16 protein-coding genes are annotated in these 16,145 nt (G+C 71.8%); 4 read left to right on the plus strand and 12 right to left on the minus strand.

The window, feature by feature from the left end; translation table 11 throughout:
- Positions 1-138: 138 nt before the first annotated feature.
- Positions 139-1,581 carry a serine/threonine-protein kinase gene (locus tag ABZS71_RS09655; RefSeq protein ID WP_356208632.1) on the minus strand — a complete coding sequence of 481 codons (1,443 nt, stop codon included), beginning with the start codon at positions 1,579-1,581 and terminating at the stop codon, positions 139-141.
- 104 nt (positions 1,582-1,685) lie between these two features.
- Between ABZS71_RS09655 and ABZS71_RS09660 the strand changes: the two genes are divergently transcribed.
- The gene (locus ABZS71_RS09660; protein WP_356208633.1) at positions 1,686-2,309 is read left to right on the plus strand and encodes a lipoprotein; all 624 of its coding nucleotides are present in this window, start codon (positions 1,686-1,688) and stop codon (positions 2,307-2,309) included.
- 538 nt (positions 2,310-2,847) lie between these two features.
- Complete coding sequence (locus tag ABZS71_RS09665; protein WP_356208635.1) at positions 2,848-3,288, plus strand: hypothetical protein; 441 nt, start codon at positions 2,848-2,850, stop codon at positions 3,286-3,288.
- Here ABZS71_RS09665 and ABZS71_RS09670 read toward each other — a convergent pair.
- The 5 genes from ABZS71_RS09670 to ABZS71_RS09690 form a co-directional block, all read right to left on the minus strand.
- Positions 3,231-4,028, minus strand: a complete 798-nt coding sequence (locus ABZS71_RS09670) for a response regulator transcription factor (protein WP_356208637.1) — start codon at positions 4,026-4,028, stop codon at positions 3,231-3,233. The two genes, ABZS71_RS09665 and ABZS71_RS09670, sit on opposite strands and share 58 nt — an antisense overlap.
- Complete coding sequence (locus tag ABZS71_RS09675; RefSeq protein ID WP_356208638.1) at positions 4,025-5,305, minus strand: PspC domain-containing protein; 1,281 nt, start codon at positions 5,303-5,305, stop codon at positions 4,025-4,027. Before ABZS71_RS09675 ends, ABZS71_RS09670 begins: the two co-directional genes overlap by 4 nt.
- A 101-nt stretch (positions 5,306-5,406) precedes the next feature.
- Positions 5,407-5,550 (minus strand): hypothetical protein, encoded by a 144-nt coding sequence (locus ABZS71_RS09680; protein WP_356208639.1) that lies wholly within the window; start codon positions 5,548-5,550, stop codon positions 5,407-5,409.
- A gap of 133 nt (positions 5,551-5,683) precedes the next feature.
- Entirely contained in the window at positions 5,684-5,905 is a 222-nt protein-coding gene (locus tag ABZS71_RS09685; protein WP_355844991.1) for a hypothetical protein, read from the minus strand.
- Entirely contained in the window at positions 5,902-7,200 is a 1,299-nt protein-coding gene (locus ABZS71_RS09690; RefSeq protein WP_356208640.1) for a PspC domain-containing protein, read from the minus strand. The genes ABZS71_RS09685 and ABZS71_RS09690 overlap by 4 nt, the downstream gene beginning before the upstream one ends.
- 173 nt (positions 7,201-7,373) lie before the next feature.
- On the opposite strand from ABZS71_RS09690, the gene ABZS71_RS09695 reads away from it, so the two are divergent.
- On the plus strand, positions 7,374-9,059 hold the full coding sequence (locus ABZS71_RS09695) for a serine/threonine-protein kinase (RefSeq protein WP_356208641.1): 1,686 nt from the start codon (positions 7,374-7,376) through the stop codon (positions 9,057-9,059).
- Between the two features lie 79 nt (positions 9,060-9,138).
- Here the strand turns inward: ABZS71_RS09695 and ABZS71_RS09700 are convergent, their stop codons facing one another.
- The 5 genes from ABZS71_RS09700 to guaA all read right to left on the minus strand — a co-directional run bounded on the left by ABZS71_RS09700 (position 9,139) and on the right by guaA (position 14,392).
- Positions 9,139-9,717, minus strand: a complete 579-nt coding sequence (locus ABZS71_RS09700; protein ID WP_356208642.1) for a DoxX family protein — start codon at positions 9,715-9,717, stop codon at positions 9,139-9,141.
- Positions 9,718-9,809: 92 nt separating this feature from the next.
- Positions 9,810-11,096 carry a hypothetical protein gene (locus ABZS71_RS09705; protein WP_356208643.1) on the minus strand — a complete coding sequence of 429 codons (1,287 nt, stop codon included), beginning with the start codon at positions 11,094-11,096 and terminating at the stop codon, positions 9,810-9,812.
- Between the two features lie 110 nt (positions 11,097-11,206).
- Positions 11,207-12,004 (minus strand): class II aldolase/adducin family protein, encoded by a 798-nt coding sequence (locus ABZS71_RS09710; protein ID WP_356208709.1) that lies wholly within the window; start codon positions 12,002-12,004, stop codon positions 11,207-11,209.
- Positions 12,005-12,082: 78 nt separating this feature from the next.
- Entirely contained in the window at positions 12,083-12,685 is a 603-nt protein-coding gene (locus tag ABZS71_RS09715; RefSeq protein WP_356208644.1) for a Uma2 family endonuclease, read from the minus strand.
- 120 nt (positions 12,686-12,805) lie between these two features.
- Positions 12,806-14,392, minus strand: coding sequence for a glutamine-hydrolyzing GMP synthase (guaA, locus tag ABZS71_RS09720; RefSeq protein WP_355845008.1), 1,587 nt, complete (start codon positions 14,390-14,392; stop codon positions 12,806-12,808).
- A 271-nt stretch (positions 14,393-14,663) separates the two neighbouring features.
- Between guaA and ABZS71_RS09725 the strand changes: the two genes are divergently transcribed.
- Positions 14,664-14,942: a chorismate mutase gene (locus ABZS71_RS09725; RefSeq protein WP_356208645.1), complete on the plus strand. Its 279-nt coding sequence runs from the start codon at positions 14,664-14,666 to the stop codon at positions 14,940-14,942.
- 824 nt (positions 14,943-15,766) lie between these two features.
- Here the strand turns inward: ABZS71_RS09725 and ABZS71_RS09730 are convergent.
- On the minus strand, positions 15,767-16,145 hold a 379-nt coding region (locus ABZS71_RS09730), incomplete at its 5' end, for a hypothetical protein (protein WP_356208647.1).

Consider the following 16,145-nt stretch of genomic DNA (forward strand, 5'->3'; position numbering starts at 1 on the left):
GTGATGACTGCGATCAGCCCGAGGGGAATCGCCACCAAGGCGTGAGACGGTTGCCATGGCTGCCACAGATCCGCGAGGCGCCGGCGAAGGCCCATATCTCTACTGTGCACCTTCAGGACCCTGCCGCGCTCGGCGCGCTCAGCGCCCAGCGGCGTGACGGTAGTAGTCAACCGTGACGGTGATGGTGTAGTCGCCGGAGTCGGTGTCCAGGACGTCAATCAGGGCGACATCGCCCGTACTACGGTCGCGCACGCAGAACCACTGCCCGGCCGGAGCCTGGGAGAAGTGCACGGCCTCCCGCAGCGGCCGGTGAGCGGCGATCCGGTCGGCGCAGCGCTCGGGGGTGACCGCTCGCTTGCCCGAGACGTACGCGTCCGTCGTGCCCTGGAGCTCGAAGGCGCCCTTGCCGTCGCCGCCACTGTTGGTGCTCAGCGACCACCGTGTGTCGTCCTTGACGACCTTGCCGCCCGGGAGGTCGATGTAGTGGTCGTAGTCGGGGAGGCTGAGCGTCCGGTGCCGGTATCCGGCGGTGTACGAGGAACCGTCGTCCGAGCCGCCGCACCTGTTCGCCGTCAGGGCGACGGCGACCGCGACGGCGGCGACGCCGAGCCCGGCGGGGACGGCGGCGCGGCGGCATCCGAGGGTGCGGGGGCCGGTACGGGTGGGGTTGCGGCCGTGGATCCGGGAGGCGAGGGGTTCCGGCAGCCAGTCGCGGCGGGGGCGGTGGTCACCGCAGGCTTCGACGATCTGCTCCACGGTGGGGCGTTCTGCGGGCTCCTTGCGTAAGCAGGCCGCGATCAGCTCGGTCAGCCGCGCGTCACCGCATTCCAGGGCGGTGGGGTCGGGCTCGCCGTGGAGGACGCGATACAGGACCTCGCTCGGCGGGCCGTCGCCGAAGGGGGCCACGCCGGTGGCGACGTAGGCGAGCAGACACCCGAGCGAGAAGACATCGGCGGCGGCGGTCAGGGGGTTGCCCCCGGCCTGTTCGGGGGCCATGAAGCCGACCGTGCCGAGGTGGACGCCGGTGGCCGTGAGACGGGTCGTGTCGACCGCGGCGGCGATGCCGAAGTCGATGACCTTGGGGCCGTCGGTGTCCAGCAGCACATTGCCGGGCTTGAGGTCGCGGTGGATCACACCGGCGGCGTGGATGGCCCCCAGCGCCTCGGCGATACCCGCCGCCAACGCCCGCACTACGGGCGGCGGCAGCGGTCCGCCCCGCCTTACGGTGTCATCGAGCGAGGGCCCGGCGATATAGGCGGTGGCCAGCCACGGCCGCTCGGCCTGCGCGTCCGCGTCCACGACGGCCGGGGTGTACGCGCCCTGTACCCGGCGGGCGGCGGCGACCTCGGCCGCGAAACGGCGGCGGAAGGCCGGCTGCTCGGCGAGATCGGACCGTATGAGCTTCACGGCGACCGGGCGCCCGGCCCGCGACACTCCCAGGTACACCCGCCCCATGCCCCCGGCCCCAAGCCGTCCGACCAGCCGGAACGGGCCTACGCGGGGCGGATCTCCGTCGGCCAGCGGCGCGGCCGAAGCCGTCACTCCGACGGGAAGGGATGACTCGTCGTCAGCTATCCCCATGCCTGGTTATTGTTCGCGCCATGCCATGGAGCGTCAATGACGACTATCGGTTAAGCTGCGGCGAATTTTCGAATGTTCGTGTACATGGGTGGGGGAAAACCGACATGCGGCGTGTGGGTGGGGTTGTCGTGAGGGCGGCGGTCGTGGCGGCGATGCTGACGGGATGCTCGTGGGCCTCGGACGGGGAGAACAAAAAGGGCGGCAAGGGAGGCGTCAAAGCGGCACCGCTCCGCACGCTCGGCAACAAGGGCACGGCATGCGAGCTGCCGGTGCGGTTCGAGTTGGAGAAGTCCTGGAAGCCGGAGGTCGTGGACGTGTCCGCCAACCCTGAGCTCGGCCCGCTCGGGAAGCAGGGCCCGGTCACCCTCGTCTGCGAGATCGACGCCAAACCCGCCGGCCACATCGGCTTCCTGCGCGTCTGGACCGGCACCAAGGGCCCAGCGGCCACCGGAGGCACGCCGACGGCCCTGCTGAAGGCATTCATGGCCGCCGCGAGCAACACCCCTCGCGGCGCGGAGTACCGCGAGGTCAAGGCCGGTGAACTGCCGGCTGCGGAGGTCACGTACACCGCCGAAGCCCTCGGTGATTCCAAGCGCGAGCGCGCCCTGGCCGTCATGACCCCGCACGGCGGCCTCGTCCTCCACCTCGGCGGACTGGACACGGACGAGCACGAGGCGATGCTGCCGGCGTACGAGCGGGCGAAGAAGTCGATGGTGCGCACCGGCTGAGCGCCGGTGGGGGGCGGCGCGGGCGCGGGCCGCGTCGCCGACCGGCCGGCTGGCGGGGGCTGGTCGGAGCATCGGTGCCGGTGGGGGGCGGGCGCGGGTTGTCGCCGTCTGACGGGCCGGTGGGGGCTGCTGGTCAGAGCATCGGCCAGGGCGGGAGCGGGCGCAGGCTGCGTCGCCGTCCGGCGGAACCGTGGGGGCAACGGCGTACCCCCCGAATTCGCTTGACCACATAGTTGCGCCAGGTCAAGCGTTTTCTGACGGGGGGAGGGAGGGCGCGGACCGCGACGGCGCTCCGCGCACCACCGCCCGCCCGGGCGGCAGCACACCAGCCCCCACCAAAGCAGCACACGGCAACGCAGCCCCCCGCCCACGCCCACCCGCACCGATGCTCCAACCAGCCCCAGCGGACCAGCAGACGGCCACGCACCCGCGCCCACCCCGGAGGAGCCCCGCAGGCGCGGACCGCGACGGCGCTCCGCGCACCACCGCCCGCCCGGAAGTGCTGTTCGGCGACGAGACAGCGCTACAGGAGACGCTGGTGCACGGCGTGGCATCGGCACCGCCGGACGCCACGGCGTTCGAGGCGACTCTGGCCGGACTGGAAGCGCTGGCCGGCGAGTTGCAGCCGCGTCACCAGCGGCTGGCACGGCGCGCCCGCGTCATCGCGCAGTCCTCGGAACTGCGCGAGCGGGAGCTGATGAAGCTCGCATCGTGGGCGAACGCACTGGACGCGCGCCTGCGCGAGCGCGGTCTCGCCCCCTCGGCGGCGGCCTTCGCCGCCGAGGCGTCGATCGCGACCTTCCGTGTCGCCTCGCAGCGGTGGATCGAGGGGTCGGCGGACGACACGCTGTTCGACCTCATCCGCGAGGGGTTCAACGACCTGAACCGCTTCCTCCAGGCCGCGCCCCCTAGGGCCACGCCTCAGACCAGACGGCGGGCCGTCGCCCAGCGGGTTAGCTCGTGGCGGTTGGAGAGCTGAAGCTTGCGGAGGACCGCCGAGACATGGCTCTCGACCGTCTTCACCGAGATGAACAGTTGCTTCGCGATCTCCTTATAGGCGTAGCCGCGCGCGATAAGGCGCAGCACCTCGCGCTCGCGCTGGGTGAGGCGGTCCAGGTCCTCGTCCAAGGGCGGGGCGTCGGTGGAGGCGAAGGCGTCGAGGACGAAACCGGCGAGGCGGGGCGAGAAGACCGCGTCGCCGTCCGAGACGCGGAAGATCGCGTCGACCAGGTCGGTGCCGGTGATGGTCTTGGTGACGTAGCCGCGGGCGCCGCCGCGGATGACCCCGATGACGTCCTCGGCGGCGTCCGAGACGGACAGCGCGAGGAAGCGCACCGGGCGGTTGGCGTCCGCCATCATCGAGGCGCTGCGGCGCAGCACCTCGACGCCTCCGCCGCCGGGGAGGTGGACGTCGAGCAGCACGACCTCGGGGCGGGTCGCGGAGATCACGGTGACCGCCTGGTCGACGTCGGCGGCCTCGCCGACCACCTCGACGCTGGTACGGGCAGTGTCGCCGATCTCGGCCTGCACACCGGTGCGGAACATGCGGTGGTCGTCGACGAGCACGACGCGCACGCGGCGCGAGGGTGCCTCGTCGCCCGCACCGGCCGCACCGGCCGCACCGGCCGCACCGGTCACACCGGCCGCACTGGTCGCTGCGGCCGCGCCGGCCGCGCGGGGGGTTCCGGTCGTTCCGGTCCCGTCGGTCGTGTCGGTCATGTCGTCGCCGCCCTCTCCATCTCCAGCTCCACTTCCGTGCCCCCGTCCGGCGCCGATCTCAGCCGGGCCGTGCCGCCGTTCCGCTGCATTCTGCCGATGATGGACTCGCGGACGCCCATCCGGTCCTCCGGCACCGCGTCCACGTCGAAGCCGGGGCCGCGATCGCGCACCGAGATGAACACCGCGGCCCCCTCGACCTCCGCGAAGACCTGGACGGCCCCGCCTTCGCCACCGTACTTGGCGGCGTTGACCATCGCCTCGCGCGCCGCCTGTATCTGTGAGCCCAGCCTCTCGTCCAACGGGCAGTCGCCGACGATCACGACCTCGATGGGGACGCCGTGGTAGTCCTCGACCTCCGCCGCCGTCTTCTTCACCGCCTCCGCGAGGGTGTCCGGCTCGTCGGCCTCGTCCTTGCCCGTGCCCTCCGGCTTGTACAGCCACGCGCGCAGCTCCCGCTCCTGCGCGCGGGCCAGCCGGGCCACCTCGCGGGGGTCCTCCGCGCTGCGCTGGATCAGGGTGAGGGTGTGCAGCACGGAGTCATGCACATGCGCCGCCACCTCCGCCCGCTCCTGCGCGCGAATGCGCATCAGCCGCTCCTCGGAGAGGTCCTGGGTCATCCGCACCACATACGGGCCCACGAGCAGCGCGATGCCGACCAGGACGGCGAGGGCCGCCTGCAGCACCGCCCCCAGATGCTTGGCCGAGCCCTGGAGGACGACGATGCCGGAGACGCCGGCCCCCACCAGGACCACCCCCGCCGCGGCACGGGCCAGCGGCAGGACCCGCTTGCTGCGGCTGAGTTCGACCCACTGGGCGCGGCGGGCGTTGTCCGCCTGGCGCCAGAAGAGGGCGACGCCCGCGCCGATGAGGAGCAGCGGCCAGATGTAGGTGTTGGCCCGGCCGAGCTGGAAGCCCTGGACGAAGATGCCCATGGCGATGAGGAGGGCCAGAAGCGCGAGGACCTGGCCCTTGTCCGGTCTGCGGGCCAGGATCCGGCGGCGGCCGTCGGGGCCGATGGCGGTGAGGGGGCGGGCGGGCGTCGTTTCCACGCCCCCGACGCCGAGGGGGACGATGAACCAGAAGAGGGCGTAGACGAGGGCCCCGAACCCTTCGGCCATGAACAGCGCGATGAACACGATCCGCACCCAGGAGACCGGGAGCCCGAGATGGCCCGCGAGGCCGCGCGCCACGCCGCCCAGCAGACGGCCCTCGGCGCTGCGGTAGAGCTTGCGCGGGGGTGGCTCGGGGCGGTCGGCGGGGGGCACAGCGGCGGTCATGGGTCGATCGTCACATGGCCCGCGGGGCCGGGGCATCAGGGTCGCCCCTGATGGTTCCCCGACCCCGCGCGCCGCAGCCCTGCCCAGCCCTGCCCAGCCCGTCAGGCCATGACCGTTGCCGCCAGGACAAGGGCCGAACCGGCGAACACCACCGTGTGCCGAACGTTCTGGAGGGTCCACACCCAGGAGGGGAAGCCGTTCTCGGCCGCCTTGATGAGGGCCGGCACATCGATGCGCCGGAGCACCGGGTCGCCCTTGTTGTGCGCCCCTCCACACCAAAGCGCCCCGCCCTGCGCCCCGCCCGGGGTTCGGCGAGGGGCAAGGCGGGGCCCTGGGGGGATCACGGGCGGGGTCAGGGGCGGGGCCCTGGGGGCGGGATCAGGGAAGGTCGGGCTCCGTGGCGCGACGGGCGCGGCGGCGGGCTCGGTACGTGAGAGCCGACGCCACGCCCGCCACGCACAGGCCGCCCAGCACCACCGCGAGCAGCACCAGCGGGCGTACGTCCCACTGGCCGGCCGCGTCCATCCCGTACGCGAGCGCCGCGCCCAGCACCACCAGCCCGGCCACCAGCTTGCCTGGCTCGAACGCATGCCGCCTCACGACCGCACCACCTCCACCTGACCCACCCCGATCTCCAGGTTCAGCGACACCGTCCCTTGGGCCGTGCGGCCGCCCACCGGCTCCAGCGTCAGCTTCCGCTCCCGGCCCGGCTCGATGTCGATGTCGTCCTTGTGCTCGCCCGGCAGCCGGATGTCCCCGAGCCCGACGTCGATCGTGAGCTTCACCTGCGCGCCCCGGTCCACCGTGACCACCAGCTTGCCCGCGCCCACGTCCACCCGGGTGGAGACGGTCTGGCCGTGCTTCAACGGCAGCCGGTCCAGCTTCAGCCGGCCGACGCCCGAGCCCAGCTCGTAGGACCCGCGCACCGCCCCCACCGACGCCGGTGCCCAGGTGCGCAGCGCCCAGTCCGTGGTGACGGACTTCGGGAGCGCCGCCGCGCCCGCCAGCAGCACACACGTCCATACGGCGAGCACCACCGTGCCCGGGCCGGTGCGCCCGTAGCGGGAGCTGACCACCATCGCCAGCCCGAAGACGCCCAGCGCGCACGCCAGCCCGATCTCCAGGCTGGTGCCGAGCGGATGGGAGGGCCACGCCACCCGGGCCCCCACCACGGCGGCCGTGACGGCCACCAGGAACGTCCAGCCGCCGATCGACGCCCGGTCCCGCACCCGGCGGGCCCGCTCGGCCCGTGCCGCGTCGCCGGACGGGTCGTACGGCCCGTCGTCCGGCCCCCACAGATAGCCGGACTCGGAACCGACGGGCCCGGTCGTGCCGTCCTTGACGATCGGATCCCGCCACCAGGAGGGGCCCGGACCGCCGCGGGTGGGCGGGGCCTTGGCCTCGGGGGGCGCGTCCGCGACCGCCTGGGCGGTGGCCGGGTCCACGGCGCCGACGCTCTCCGCCTGCCGGCGGTGGTGCGACCAGTAGCCCGCGCCGGCCGCCGTGATGGCCAGCATGAACGAGAAGGACATGACGCTGTCGTTGTTGAGCATCGACAAAAACAGCCCGCAGCCGACCAGCGCGACGAGCACCGCCGTCAGCCCCGGCCCCTCCACACGCCCGGAGAGCAGCCTGCGCCCCTCATTCTCCTCCTCGCCGTGGAGCGGGACCAACAGCCAGCAGAAGCCGTACACGATCAGGCCGAGACCGCCCGCGACGGCGAGGACCGACAGCACCACCCGGAAGATCACCGGATCCACATCGCAGGAGCGACCGAGCCCCCCGCACACCCCCGAAATCACCTTATGGTCACGACTTCGCCGCAGCGGCGGCTGTGTCCGGCGGGAACCGGCCGTGCCTTCGGCCTCGTCCGCCACCGTGGGTGCATCGGTCATGCGTCCATGGTGGCAAGACGGCGGGCCCGGCGACATCCGGCACAACCCTGGGGATTCCCTGAGATCGTCCCCGAGGCCGCGGCGGCTATCGTGGCGCATCGAACGTATGCGGGAAGCGGCGGAGTTACGAAGCGGCGAAGGGCTGCCGGGCCGGGGAGCGGGAGGGGACCGCGGTGTCAGACGTAGGGCGGCTGATAGCCGGGCGTTACCGGCTGGTCGAGCAGGTCGGCCGCGGCGGCATGGGCACGGTGTGGCGTGCCGAGGACGAACTGCTGGGCCGCCAGGTCGCGGTCAAGCAGCTGCATGTCTCGCCGCACCTCAGCGAGGAAGAGCTGACGACGCTGTATGAGCGCACCCGCCGCGAGGCACGCAGCGCGGCCCGTATCACGCACCCCAATGTGGTCGTGGTCCATGACGTCGTGGACGACCAGGGGTTGCCGTGCATCGTGATGGAGTACGTGCCCTCGACCACGCTCGGCGACCTCCTCAAGAACGGCGGGGCGATCTCCCCCCAGGAGGCCGCCCGCATCGGCCGCGGCATGATCGCCGCCCTCCGCGCGGCCCACGAGGCCGGGGTGCTGCACCGCGACGTCAAGCCCGGCAATGTGCTGCTCGGCCCCCAAGGCCGTGTCGTCCTCACCGACTTCGGCATCGCGATGGCCACCGGCACCTCGACGCTGACCAAGACCGGCGAGGTCGTCGGCTCCATCGACTACATCGCGCCCGAGCGGGTCAGGGGCCGCAAGCCCGGCCCCGCGTCGGACCTGTGGGCGCTGGGGGCGACGCTCTATCAGGCGGTGGAGGGGCGGGCGCCGTTCCGTAAGACCACGGCGATCGAGACCGGTTACGCGATCGCCGTCGAACCGCTCGACCCGCCGAAGCGGGCGGGCGCGCTGACACCGCTGATCGAGAGCCTGCTGGCCAAGGAGCCGGAACTGCGGCCGACGGCCGAGGAGACGGAACGGGCGCTGCGGGTCCCGGCGTCGGAGGCCGAGACAAGGGCGCAGGCGATGCCGAGCTTCACGGAGACGCTGAGCCTGACGCGGCAGCGGCCGGAGCCGACGCCGGCGCCCGCGCCCGCGTCTCCGCCTCTGTCCGGGTCAGCGTCCATGTCCGCGTCTCCGGCGACGCCTGAGACCGCGCCTGGGACCGCGTCCGTGCCGGGCCCGGCCACTGCGTCCACGCCCGCGCCGGCGACTCCCACGCCCGCACCCGCGCCGAAAAAGGGCCGCAAGGCCCAGTGGACGGCGGCGGGGGCCGCCCTTGCGGTCGTGGCCGTGGCGGGCGGCGTCTACGTGTTCGGCCTCGACAACGGCAGCCATAAGGACGCCGTGGGGCAGCAGTCCGCGGCGAAGCCGTCGCAGTCCGCCACGCCCCCGTACACCCCGCCGCCGGTCCCCGCCGGGTACCACATGGTCGAGGAGAAGGACTTCGGCATCTCCTTCCCCGTCCCCGACGGCTGGACCCGGCAGGCGGACTCCGACACCGAGGGCACGGTCGACCACACGCAGGAGGTCCGCTACCTCGACCCCACGAGGATGGCCCGTCTGACGATCAACGTCCTGGACTTCGCGCAGGCCGATCAGGTCAAGCACTTGGAGGGCGTCGAGGCGGATGTGAAGAAGCTGTACCCGGTGTATCAGCGGATGCGTCTCCAGGAGACGAAGTTCCGGGGGCAGCCGGCGGCGGTGTGGGAGTTCAGGTTCAAGGGCCAGGCGCGGTGGTTCCGGGCGCTCGACCTCGCGTTCGGCGAGGAGGGCGGCAAGGAGTACGCGATCTATGTGAGCGCGCCGGCCGAACAGTGGGGCGAGTACCTCCCGGCCTTCAACAATGTGAGGGACGGCCTGCGGCTGCCGTGAGGCACCGCCCGGCCCTGAGGCACCGCCGTGCCCTGAGGCACCGCCGTGCCCTGAGGCACCGCCGTGCCCTGAGGCACCGCTACAGGAAGAGCTGCGAGCCCTGCCTGCGACGCCGCTTGGAGAGGACCACGTCCAGGGACAGATACGGCGCCCCCGCCAGGCCCAGAGGGAGCCAGGCCATCAGATAGGCCAGGTCATTGCCGTAGTAGTACGGATCCGACTGCCAGCTGACCGTCAGCCACAGGCTCAGGGAGATCAGCGCGCCGCCGAGGGCGGCCAGACGGGAGAGCAGGCCGACGAGGGTGCCGAGACCGACGGCGAGTTCGCCGCAGGCCATGGCGTAGCCGAAGGCGGTGGGGTCCTTGAGGGACTGGTCGATCAGCCACGGTACGGCCGAGCTGTCGCGCACCTGGCGCATCAGCTCACCGATCGAGCCCGCGCCCGTGTCGGCGAGGAAGGCCGAGTTGGTGAGCTTGTCGATCCCCGCGTAGATGAACGTGACGCCGAGGAACAGGCGCAGCGGAAGCAGCGCGTAGTGGGAGGCCGCGGCCCGCACCCCGGCGGGCTGGCCGCCTATGCCGCTCACGCCGTTCACGCCGTTCACACTGCCACCGCTGCCCGCGGTACCCGACCCGGCCATTCGATCCGCATGCCTCATGACTCCCGCCTCTCCCGTTGCCCACTCAACAAACCATACGGAGGGGAGGGCGGGAATGACTCAGACGAGGTCGGTCGAGGATCGGCCGGGACTCAGTCGAGGACGTCGATCGGGTAGCGGTTCGTCTCGGCGCCCGACGCCGTCACCACCTGCACCTCGACCCGCCCCGGCTCCACATCCACCGGTACGGGCACCGTCAGCGCCGTATCCGTCGGGTTGCTGAAGCCCCCGGCGACCGGGACCAGGGGGACGTGGACGTGCACCGCGCCGATGCGGACGACCATCTTGGCGAGCCGGTCGGGGTCCTGTGCGCCCGGCGGGACGAAGCCGTTGCCGCGGATCTCGATGTCGTCGCCGGTGCGGATGGGGGCGTCGCGGTCGAAGCCGCCCTCCTCGGGGCGGACGCGCACGACGGACAGCACGGTGGGGCGGCCGCCCTCCGCGTACTTGCCCGTCAGATACATGATCACCGACACGGTCGCCAACAGCACCAGACCCCACGGCAGATCGGGCAGCCGCCACGGCTCGCGCCCCAGCCGCACCGCCGCGAAGGCGAGGGCGACCGTGTGGACGACGACGTACTGCGCGTCGGCGAAGCTGCCGCAGCCCGCGTCATCGGTGAGGAGGTCGGCGGCGCGCGGGCGCACGGCCCGGACCTTCTGCAGCCGCTGTGCCCGCACCCGGGCCGCGACGACGAGCCGGGCCAGCACGGCGGCCACACAGGTGAGCGCGGCGACGGTGAGCAGCCCGGCGGCGCGGCCGAGGGCCAGCCCGTCGGTCAGCCGCACGCGGTCGCCGGGGGCCACGGCCAGCTCGACGCCCAGGACGAGCACCGAGAAGACCGCCAGCAGCAGCCAGGCGGCGGCCACGGAGCGGGAGGTGGAGAGGCGGTTGTCCTCGCCGACGAGCGAGGCGAGCGGGCCGCCGTTGTCGTGGTGGAGCCGGGCGGCGAGGGTCAGCAGCGCGGCGGTGACGACGGCGGCGGCGAGCCCCGCCGTACGCGCGACCGACCAGCCCGCGCCGATCGCCGTCGCCAGCTGCCCGATCAGCAGCGCCCCGACGGCGCCCCACACCACGAACAGCGTGCGCCGCCACACTGCGTCGCGCCACGCCGAGCTCTCGACGCGGCCGCTGTCGACGACCGTACGGGCCGCGTGGGCCAGTTCGTCCGAGACCCACTGCCGGGACGCCCCCGCGGAGTGGGCGAGAGCCGCTGGAAGGCCCTCTCCGGCCGCGAAACGCTCACGCATGGCCACGAACGTGGCCACCGCCCTCCGATGGCCCTCACGGGCGCCCTGGGGGCATTCACAGCCTGTGTGGCCGGGCCCGTGCGGGTGCCCTTCCGTCGTCGTGGCGTCTTGCGCCGTCTCCACCGCCACGAGGGTCGCTCCGTCGTTCGCTCGTTCTTGTGCGGCACTGCCGTTCTGTTCCCGGGCACCGCGCCAACTGATACGTGTCGAGAGGGGATTGTGCCGCACGGCGGAGGGTGTCAGCTCAGCAGGTCCGGCTCATCGCGGGTGATCTGCAGGTACAGAGGCTGATAGTTGATCCACGCCACAAGATCGTTTCCCAGCTGCGCATGGGTCCGCGCGGCGCTCTCCTCATCGATGAGGACCGGCTTGCCCGCGGCCTTCGCGGCGAGCTGCGTCTGACACGCCCGCTCCATCGTGAGGAACCACCACACGGCCGCGTCGACCGAGTCCCCGACCGTCAGCAGACCGCGATTGCGCAGGATGAGGGCCTTGTACGCGCCGAGCGCGGTGGCGATCCGGCGCCCCTCGTCCTCGTCCACGACGACACCCGTGGCGCCGTCGTAGAGCGCGTGATCCCCGAAGAAGGCGCAGACCTCCTGGGTGATCGGCTCCAGCGGCTCACCGAGCGTGGAGAGGGTGCGGCCGTGGATCGAGCGGCTGTGCGCGACGGAGACGACGTCCGGACGGGCCTGATGCACGGAAGAGTGAACGACGAAGGCCGCCTGGTTGACGTGGTAGCGGCCCTCGACCACCTGACCCGCCTGATTGACCATGATCAGATCGCTGACGGTGAGGTGGCCGAACGGCATCCCGAAGGGGTTCACCCAGAAGCAGTCGGTGAACTCCGGATCCCGCGCGGTGATGTGCCCCGCGACCCCCTCCTCGTAGCCGAACCGCCCGAAGAGGCGCAGCGCCGCGGCGAGCCGCTCCTTGCGATAGCGCCGCTCCGCGTCATGGGAGGTGTGATGGGGCGGCATGGTGATGGCCAGCTGGTCGGTCGGTATCGGCTCGGGCGTCGGCCTGGGTATCGGCATCGGGCTCGTCATCGGCGCTCACTCCTCGGGGGGGTACTCCGAGCGGAAGCTACCTCCGGGTATCGCAGGAGGCCAGAGTCAAGGCCGACGGCGATTGATCGCGGTGAGGTCGATGGTGAGGGGGAAGGGGACGCTCAGGGTGAGCTTGTCGTGGTAAATGCCGGAGAGGCCGTACGCCTTGGTGGCAAGGTCGAGCTCGTAGACGTGGACGACCGGGAGCCCATCGTTCTCCTCCACACGCCAGAAGTGCCGAATGCCCGCCGCCGCGTACTTGCGGGGCTTGGTCTCGCGGTCGCGCTCCTCGGAGTCCTCCGACACGACTTCGACGGCCAGGAGGACGTCGTCGGGGCCGTACCAGGTCTGATGCGGCCCAGTGTTCGCGGCGGCGCGGATCACCGAGACATCCGGCTCGGGGCGGTTCTTCGAGTTGAGCTTGACGCTCATCTCCCGGACGACGTCCAAAGCGTCCGGTGCCTGCTCCAGCAAGGCGTTCTCGAACAGGCGCATCGCTCGTGAGTGAAACCTGGTCTGCGGACTCACGAGGACGAGACTCCCGTCGATCAGCTCCGTGTGCGGAGGAAGATTCGGAAGCCGGTCGAGGTCGTCCGCCGTCCAACCGCCAACGGGCGGGCGGGCCCACTCGTACTGCTCGTCCAGCCCGTACTCGCGTGCGGCGCTCATGGTCGCTCCCATGGGACGGAGTCTCGCCTGTAAGGCCAGCGTACCCAGCGGGAACGACGACGCCGCCGCCCAAACGAATGAGCGACGGCGTCGGTGTTGACGATCAAGGCGGGGGTGCGGTCACTCCCACTCGATGGTGCCGGGCGGCTTGCTGGTGATGTCCAGCACCACCCGGTTCACCTCGTCGACCTCATTGGTGATGCGGGTCGAGATCCGCGACAGGACGTCGTACGGCAGGCGCGACCAGTCCGCCGTCATCGCGTCCTCGGACGAGACGGGGCGCAGCACGATCGGGTGGCCGTAGGTGCGGCCGTCGCCCTGGACGCCGACCGAGCGGACGTCCGCGAGCAGGACCACCGGGCACTGCCAGATGTCGCGGTCGAGACCGGCGGCGGTGAGCTCCTCGCGGGCGATGGCGTCGGCCTCGCGGAGGAGGTCCAGGCGCTCCTTGGTGACCTCGCCGACGATACGGATGCCGAGACCTGGGCCCGGGAAGGGCTGGCGGTGGACGATCTCGTCCGGCAGGCCGAGCTCCTGGCCGACCATCCGGACCTCGTCCTTGAACAGCCGGCGCAGCGGCTCGACGAGCTTGAACTCGATGTCGTCCGGCAGGCCCCCCACATTGTGGTGGGACTTGATGTTGGCGGTGCCGGAGCCGCCGCCGGACTCGACGACGTCCGGGTACAGGGTGCCCTGGACCAGGAACTCCACGTCCTCGCCGGCCGCGCCCGCCTCGGCCACCAGCTCGGCCTGGGCCTGCTCGAAGACCCGGATGAACTCCCGGCCGATGATCTTCCGCTTCTCCTCGGGGTCGGAGACCCCGGCGAGCGCGGTCAGGAACCGCTCCTCGGCGTCGACGACCTTCAGCTGGACGCCGGTGGCCGCCACGAAGTCCTTCTCGACCTGCTCGGACTCGCCCTTGCGCATCAGGCCGTGGTCCACGTACACGCAGGTCAGCTGGGAGCCGATGGCCTTCTGGACGAGGGCGGCGGCGACGGCGGAGTCCACGCCGCCCGACAGCCCGCAGATCGCACGCTTCGTGCCGACCTGCTCACGGATCGCGGCCACGGCCTCGTCCACCACATTGGTGGTGGTCCAGGTCGGCTCAAGGCCGGCGCCCCGGTAGAGGAAGTGCTCCAGCACCTGCTGGCCGTAGGTGGAGTGCATCACCTCGGGGTGGTGCTGCACGCCGTACAGCTTGCGCTCGTCGCATTCGAAGGCCGCGACCGGCACGACGTCGGTGGACGCGGTGACGGTGAAGCCCTCGGGCGCCGCCGAGCAGGCGTCGCCGTGGGACATCCACACCTGCTGCTGCTCGGGGGTACCCGCGAAGAGCGTCGAGCCCGGCTTGGAGACGGTCAGCGACGTACGGCCGTACTCGCGCGCCCCGGTGTTGTCCACGCTGCCGCCGAGCGTGGTGGCCATCAGCTGGAAGCCGTAGCACATGCCGAAGACCGGGACCCCGGCCTCGAAGAGCGAGCGGTCGAGGGTGGGCGCGCCCTCGGCGTAGACCGACGACGGACCACCGGAGAGGATGATCGCCTTCGGCTTCTTGGCGAGCATCTCGGCCACCGGCATAGTGGACGGGACGATCTCGCTGTAGACCCGGGCCTCGCGGACCCTACGGGCGATGAGCTGGGCATACTGCGCGCCGAAGTCGACGACCAGCACGGTGTCGGGGGCGGCAGCAGGGGACGCTGATGGCACTTCGACGGCCTTCCGGCGGTGGTTTGCGGTGCAACTGGAGGGTTGGACTTTCGATTCTAACGGCCTCATAATCGATCCCATGTCCACGCGCATGACCTTCGTCTTTACCTATGGCACCGGCCCGTCCGGCTGCCATGGTCGTGCTGCGTAACTACTGACAGCGACTTCCCAGGCGCCCCGGGCCGGACAAGGCCCGGGGCGCTCTGTCTTTCTCCTCCGGGTCTCCCGCCGGGTTTCGGGGCTCCGTAACGACAGACCAGGAGACACGGATATGAGCAGCGGCAGCACTACGGACGTCACGGACGCCCCTACGGACGTCATCAGCGGCGCGCGGGAGCGGATCGACGCCCTCGACGGGCGGATTCTGGATCTCGTGCGGCAACGGATGGCCGTCTCGGCCTCCATCCAGGAGGCGCGTATCGCGGCCGGCGGGCGGCGGGTGCAGCTCTCCCGCGAGATGGAGATCCTCGACCGCTACCGGGAGGGGCTCGGCAAGCCCGGTACGACCCTCGCCATGACGCTGCTGGAGCTGTGCCGGGGCCGGGCCTGATATCCGGGCCTGAGACACGGGGTCCGAGGGGTCCGCGATACGGCTTCCGCGATACGGGGTCGGCGATACGGGGTCCGAGATACGGGGTCGGCGATACGGGGTCGGCGATACGGGGTCCGCGATACGGGGTCCGCGATACGGCGTCCGCGATACGGCGTCCGCGATACGGCGTCCGCGATACGGGTACGCCGCCGGGTGCGCCCGGTGTCGTCACCCGTACGCCACGTGACCGGCCCGCGAGGGTCCTCGTTGAGCCCGGTGCCGCGCCAGCCAGGAGCGGCCCGGAAAATCCACGCGTGGCTCAGATCCGCCGAGGCGATGAGACGCGACCCCTGCGGTGATTCAGGCGGTGCGCGTCGTGGGACCTCGCCTCGGCGAGGTGACCGGTCGGCAGGGGACAGCAGCCCGGTCACCACCTCAAGGACGGTCGGTCCCGGGGACGCCTGGGACCGACCGTATCCGGTCGAAACGGTTGCGCCCGATGCTCCGCATCCACCACGATGCAGAGAGGGAAACGCCCCGCCTCCCCTTCCCGCCATTGGTTCGACCACGCGGGCGTACGCCCCCTGATAACCACTGATCAATCCCCATGTAGCTGGGTCCCCTGAAGCCAGCGGCGCAACCCCCCGGCGCCGCTCCTCAGCACCGGCGCCGCCCTGACGCCGGTGCTGACCGCCTAGGGCCCCGGAGGCGCCCGCCCCGCTCGGGCGCCCTCGGGGCCCTTCGCTTGCTTTTCTGCCTTCTCTGGGCTTTCTTTCGGCCCAGTGGATTCTGTGACCGTTCTGTGAGCAAACGTGAAGGCAACCTTTCGGCCATCGGGTTGGTCATGTACGTGCAAACGCACGGCCATCCCGCGCCCCACCGCGACGGCCTTCCACACGCGTGCCGCCCACCACGGCGGTGCGTACGGACCCAGAAGAGGTCTTCATGAAGCTTCGCCGCGTACTGGCGGCCGCCGCAGCGACGGCCGCCATAGCCCCTGCCGCGCTCCTCGCGGCGCCTGCTGCCTTCGCCGAGACGCCGACGGACAGCCCGTCGCCGACCGCCAGCGCGACCGACACCACCCCGCCGCCTTCGGACACCCCGCCGCCGTCGCCGACCGCCGGCGCGACCGACACCACCCCGCCGCCTTCGGACACCCCGCCGCCGTCGCCGACCGCCGGCGCGACCGACACCACCCCGCCGCCTTCGGACACCCCGCCG

It is taken from the genome of Streptomyces sp. NPDC005393 (assembly GCF_040606675.1).
Taxonomy (GTDB): domain Bacteria; phylum Actinomycetota; class Actinomycetes; order Streptomycetales; family Streptomycetaceae; genus Streptomyces.

Coding starts and splice junctions, on each gene's coding strand:
- ABZS71_RS09670 (WP_356208637.1), bottom strand. CDS start 4,028: ATGACCGACACGACCGACGGGACCGGAACGACCGGAACCCCCCGCGCG.
- ABZS71_RS09725 (WP_356208645.1), top strand. CDS start 14,664: ATGAGCAGCGGCAGCACTACGGACGTCACGGACGCCCCTACGGACGTC.
- ABZS71_RS09700 (WP_356208642.1), bottom strand. CDS start 9,717: ATGAGGCATGCGGATCGAATGGCCGGGTCGGGTACCGCGGGCAGCGGT.
- ABZS71_RS09675 (WP_356208638.1), bottom strand. CDS start 5,305: ATGACCGCCGCTGTGCCCCCCGCCGACCGCCCCGAGCCACCCCCGCGC.
- ABZS71_RS09710 (WP_356208709.1), bottom strand. CDS start 12,004: ATGCCGATACCCAGGCCGACGCCCGAGCCGATACCGACCGACCAGCTG.
- ABZS71_RS09715 (WP_356208644.1), bottom strand. CDS start 12,685: ATGAGCGCCGCACGCGAGTACGGGCTGGACGAGCAGTACGAGTGGGCC.
- ABZS71_RS09660 (WP_356208633.1), top strand. CDS start 1,686: ATGCGGCGTGTGGGTGGGGTTGTCGTGAGGGCGGCGGTCGTGGCGGCG.
- ABZS71_RS09690 (WP_356208640.1), bottom strand. CDS start 7,200: ATGACCGATGCACCCACGGTGGCGGACGAGGCCGAAGGCACGGCCGGT.
- ABZS71_RS09655 (WP_356208632.1), bottom strand. CDS start 1,581: ATGGGGATAGCTGACGACGAGTCATCCCTTCCCGTCGGAGTGACGGCT.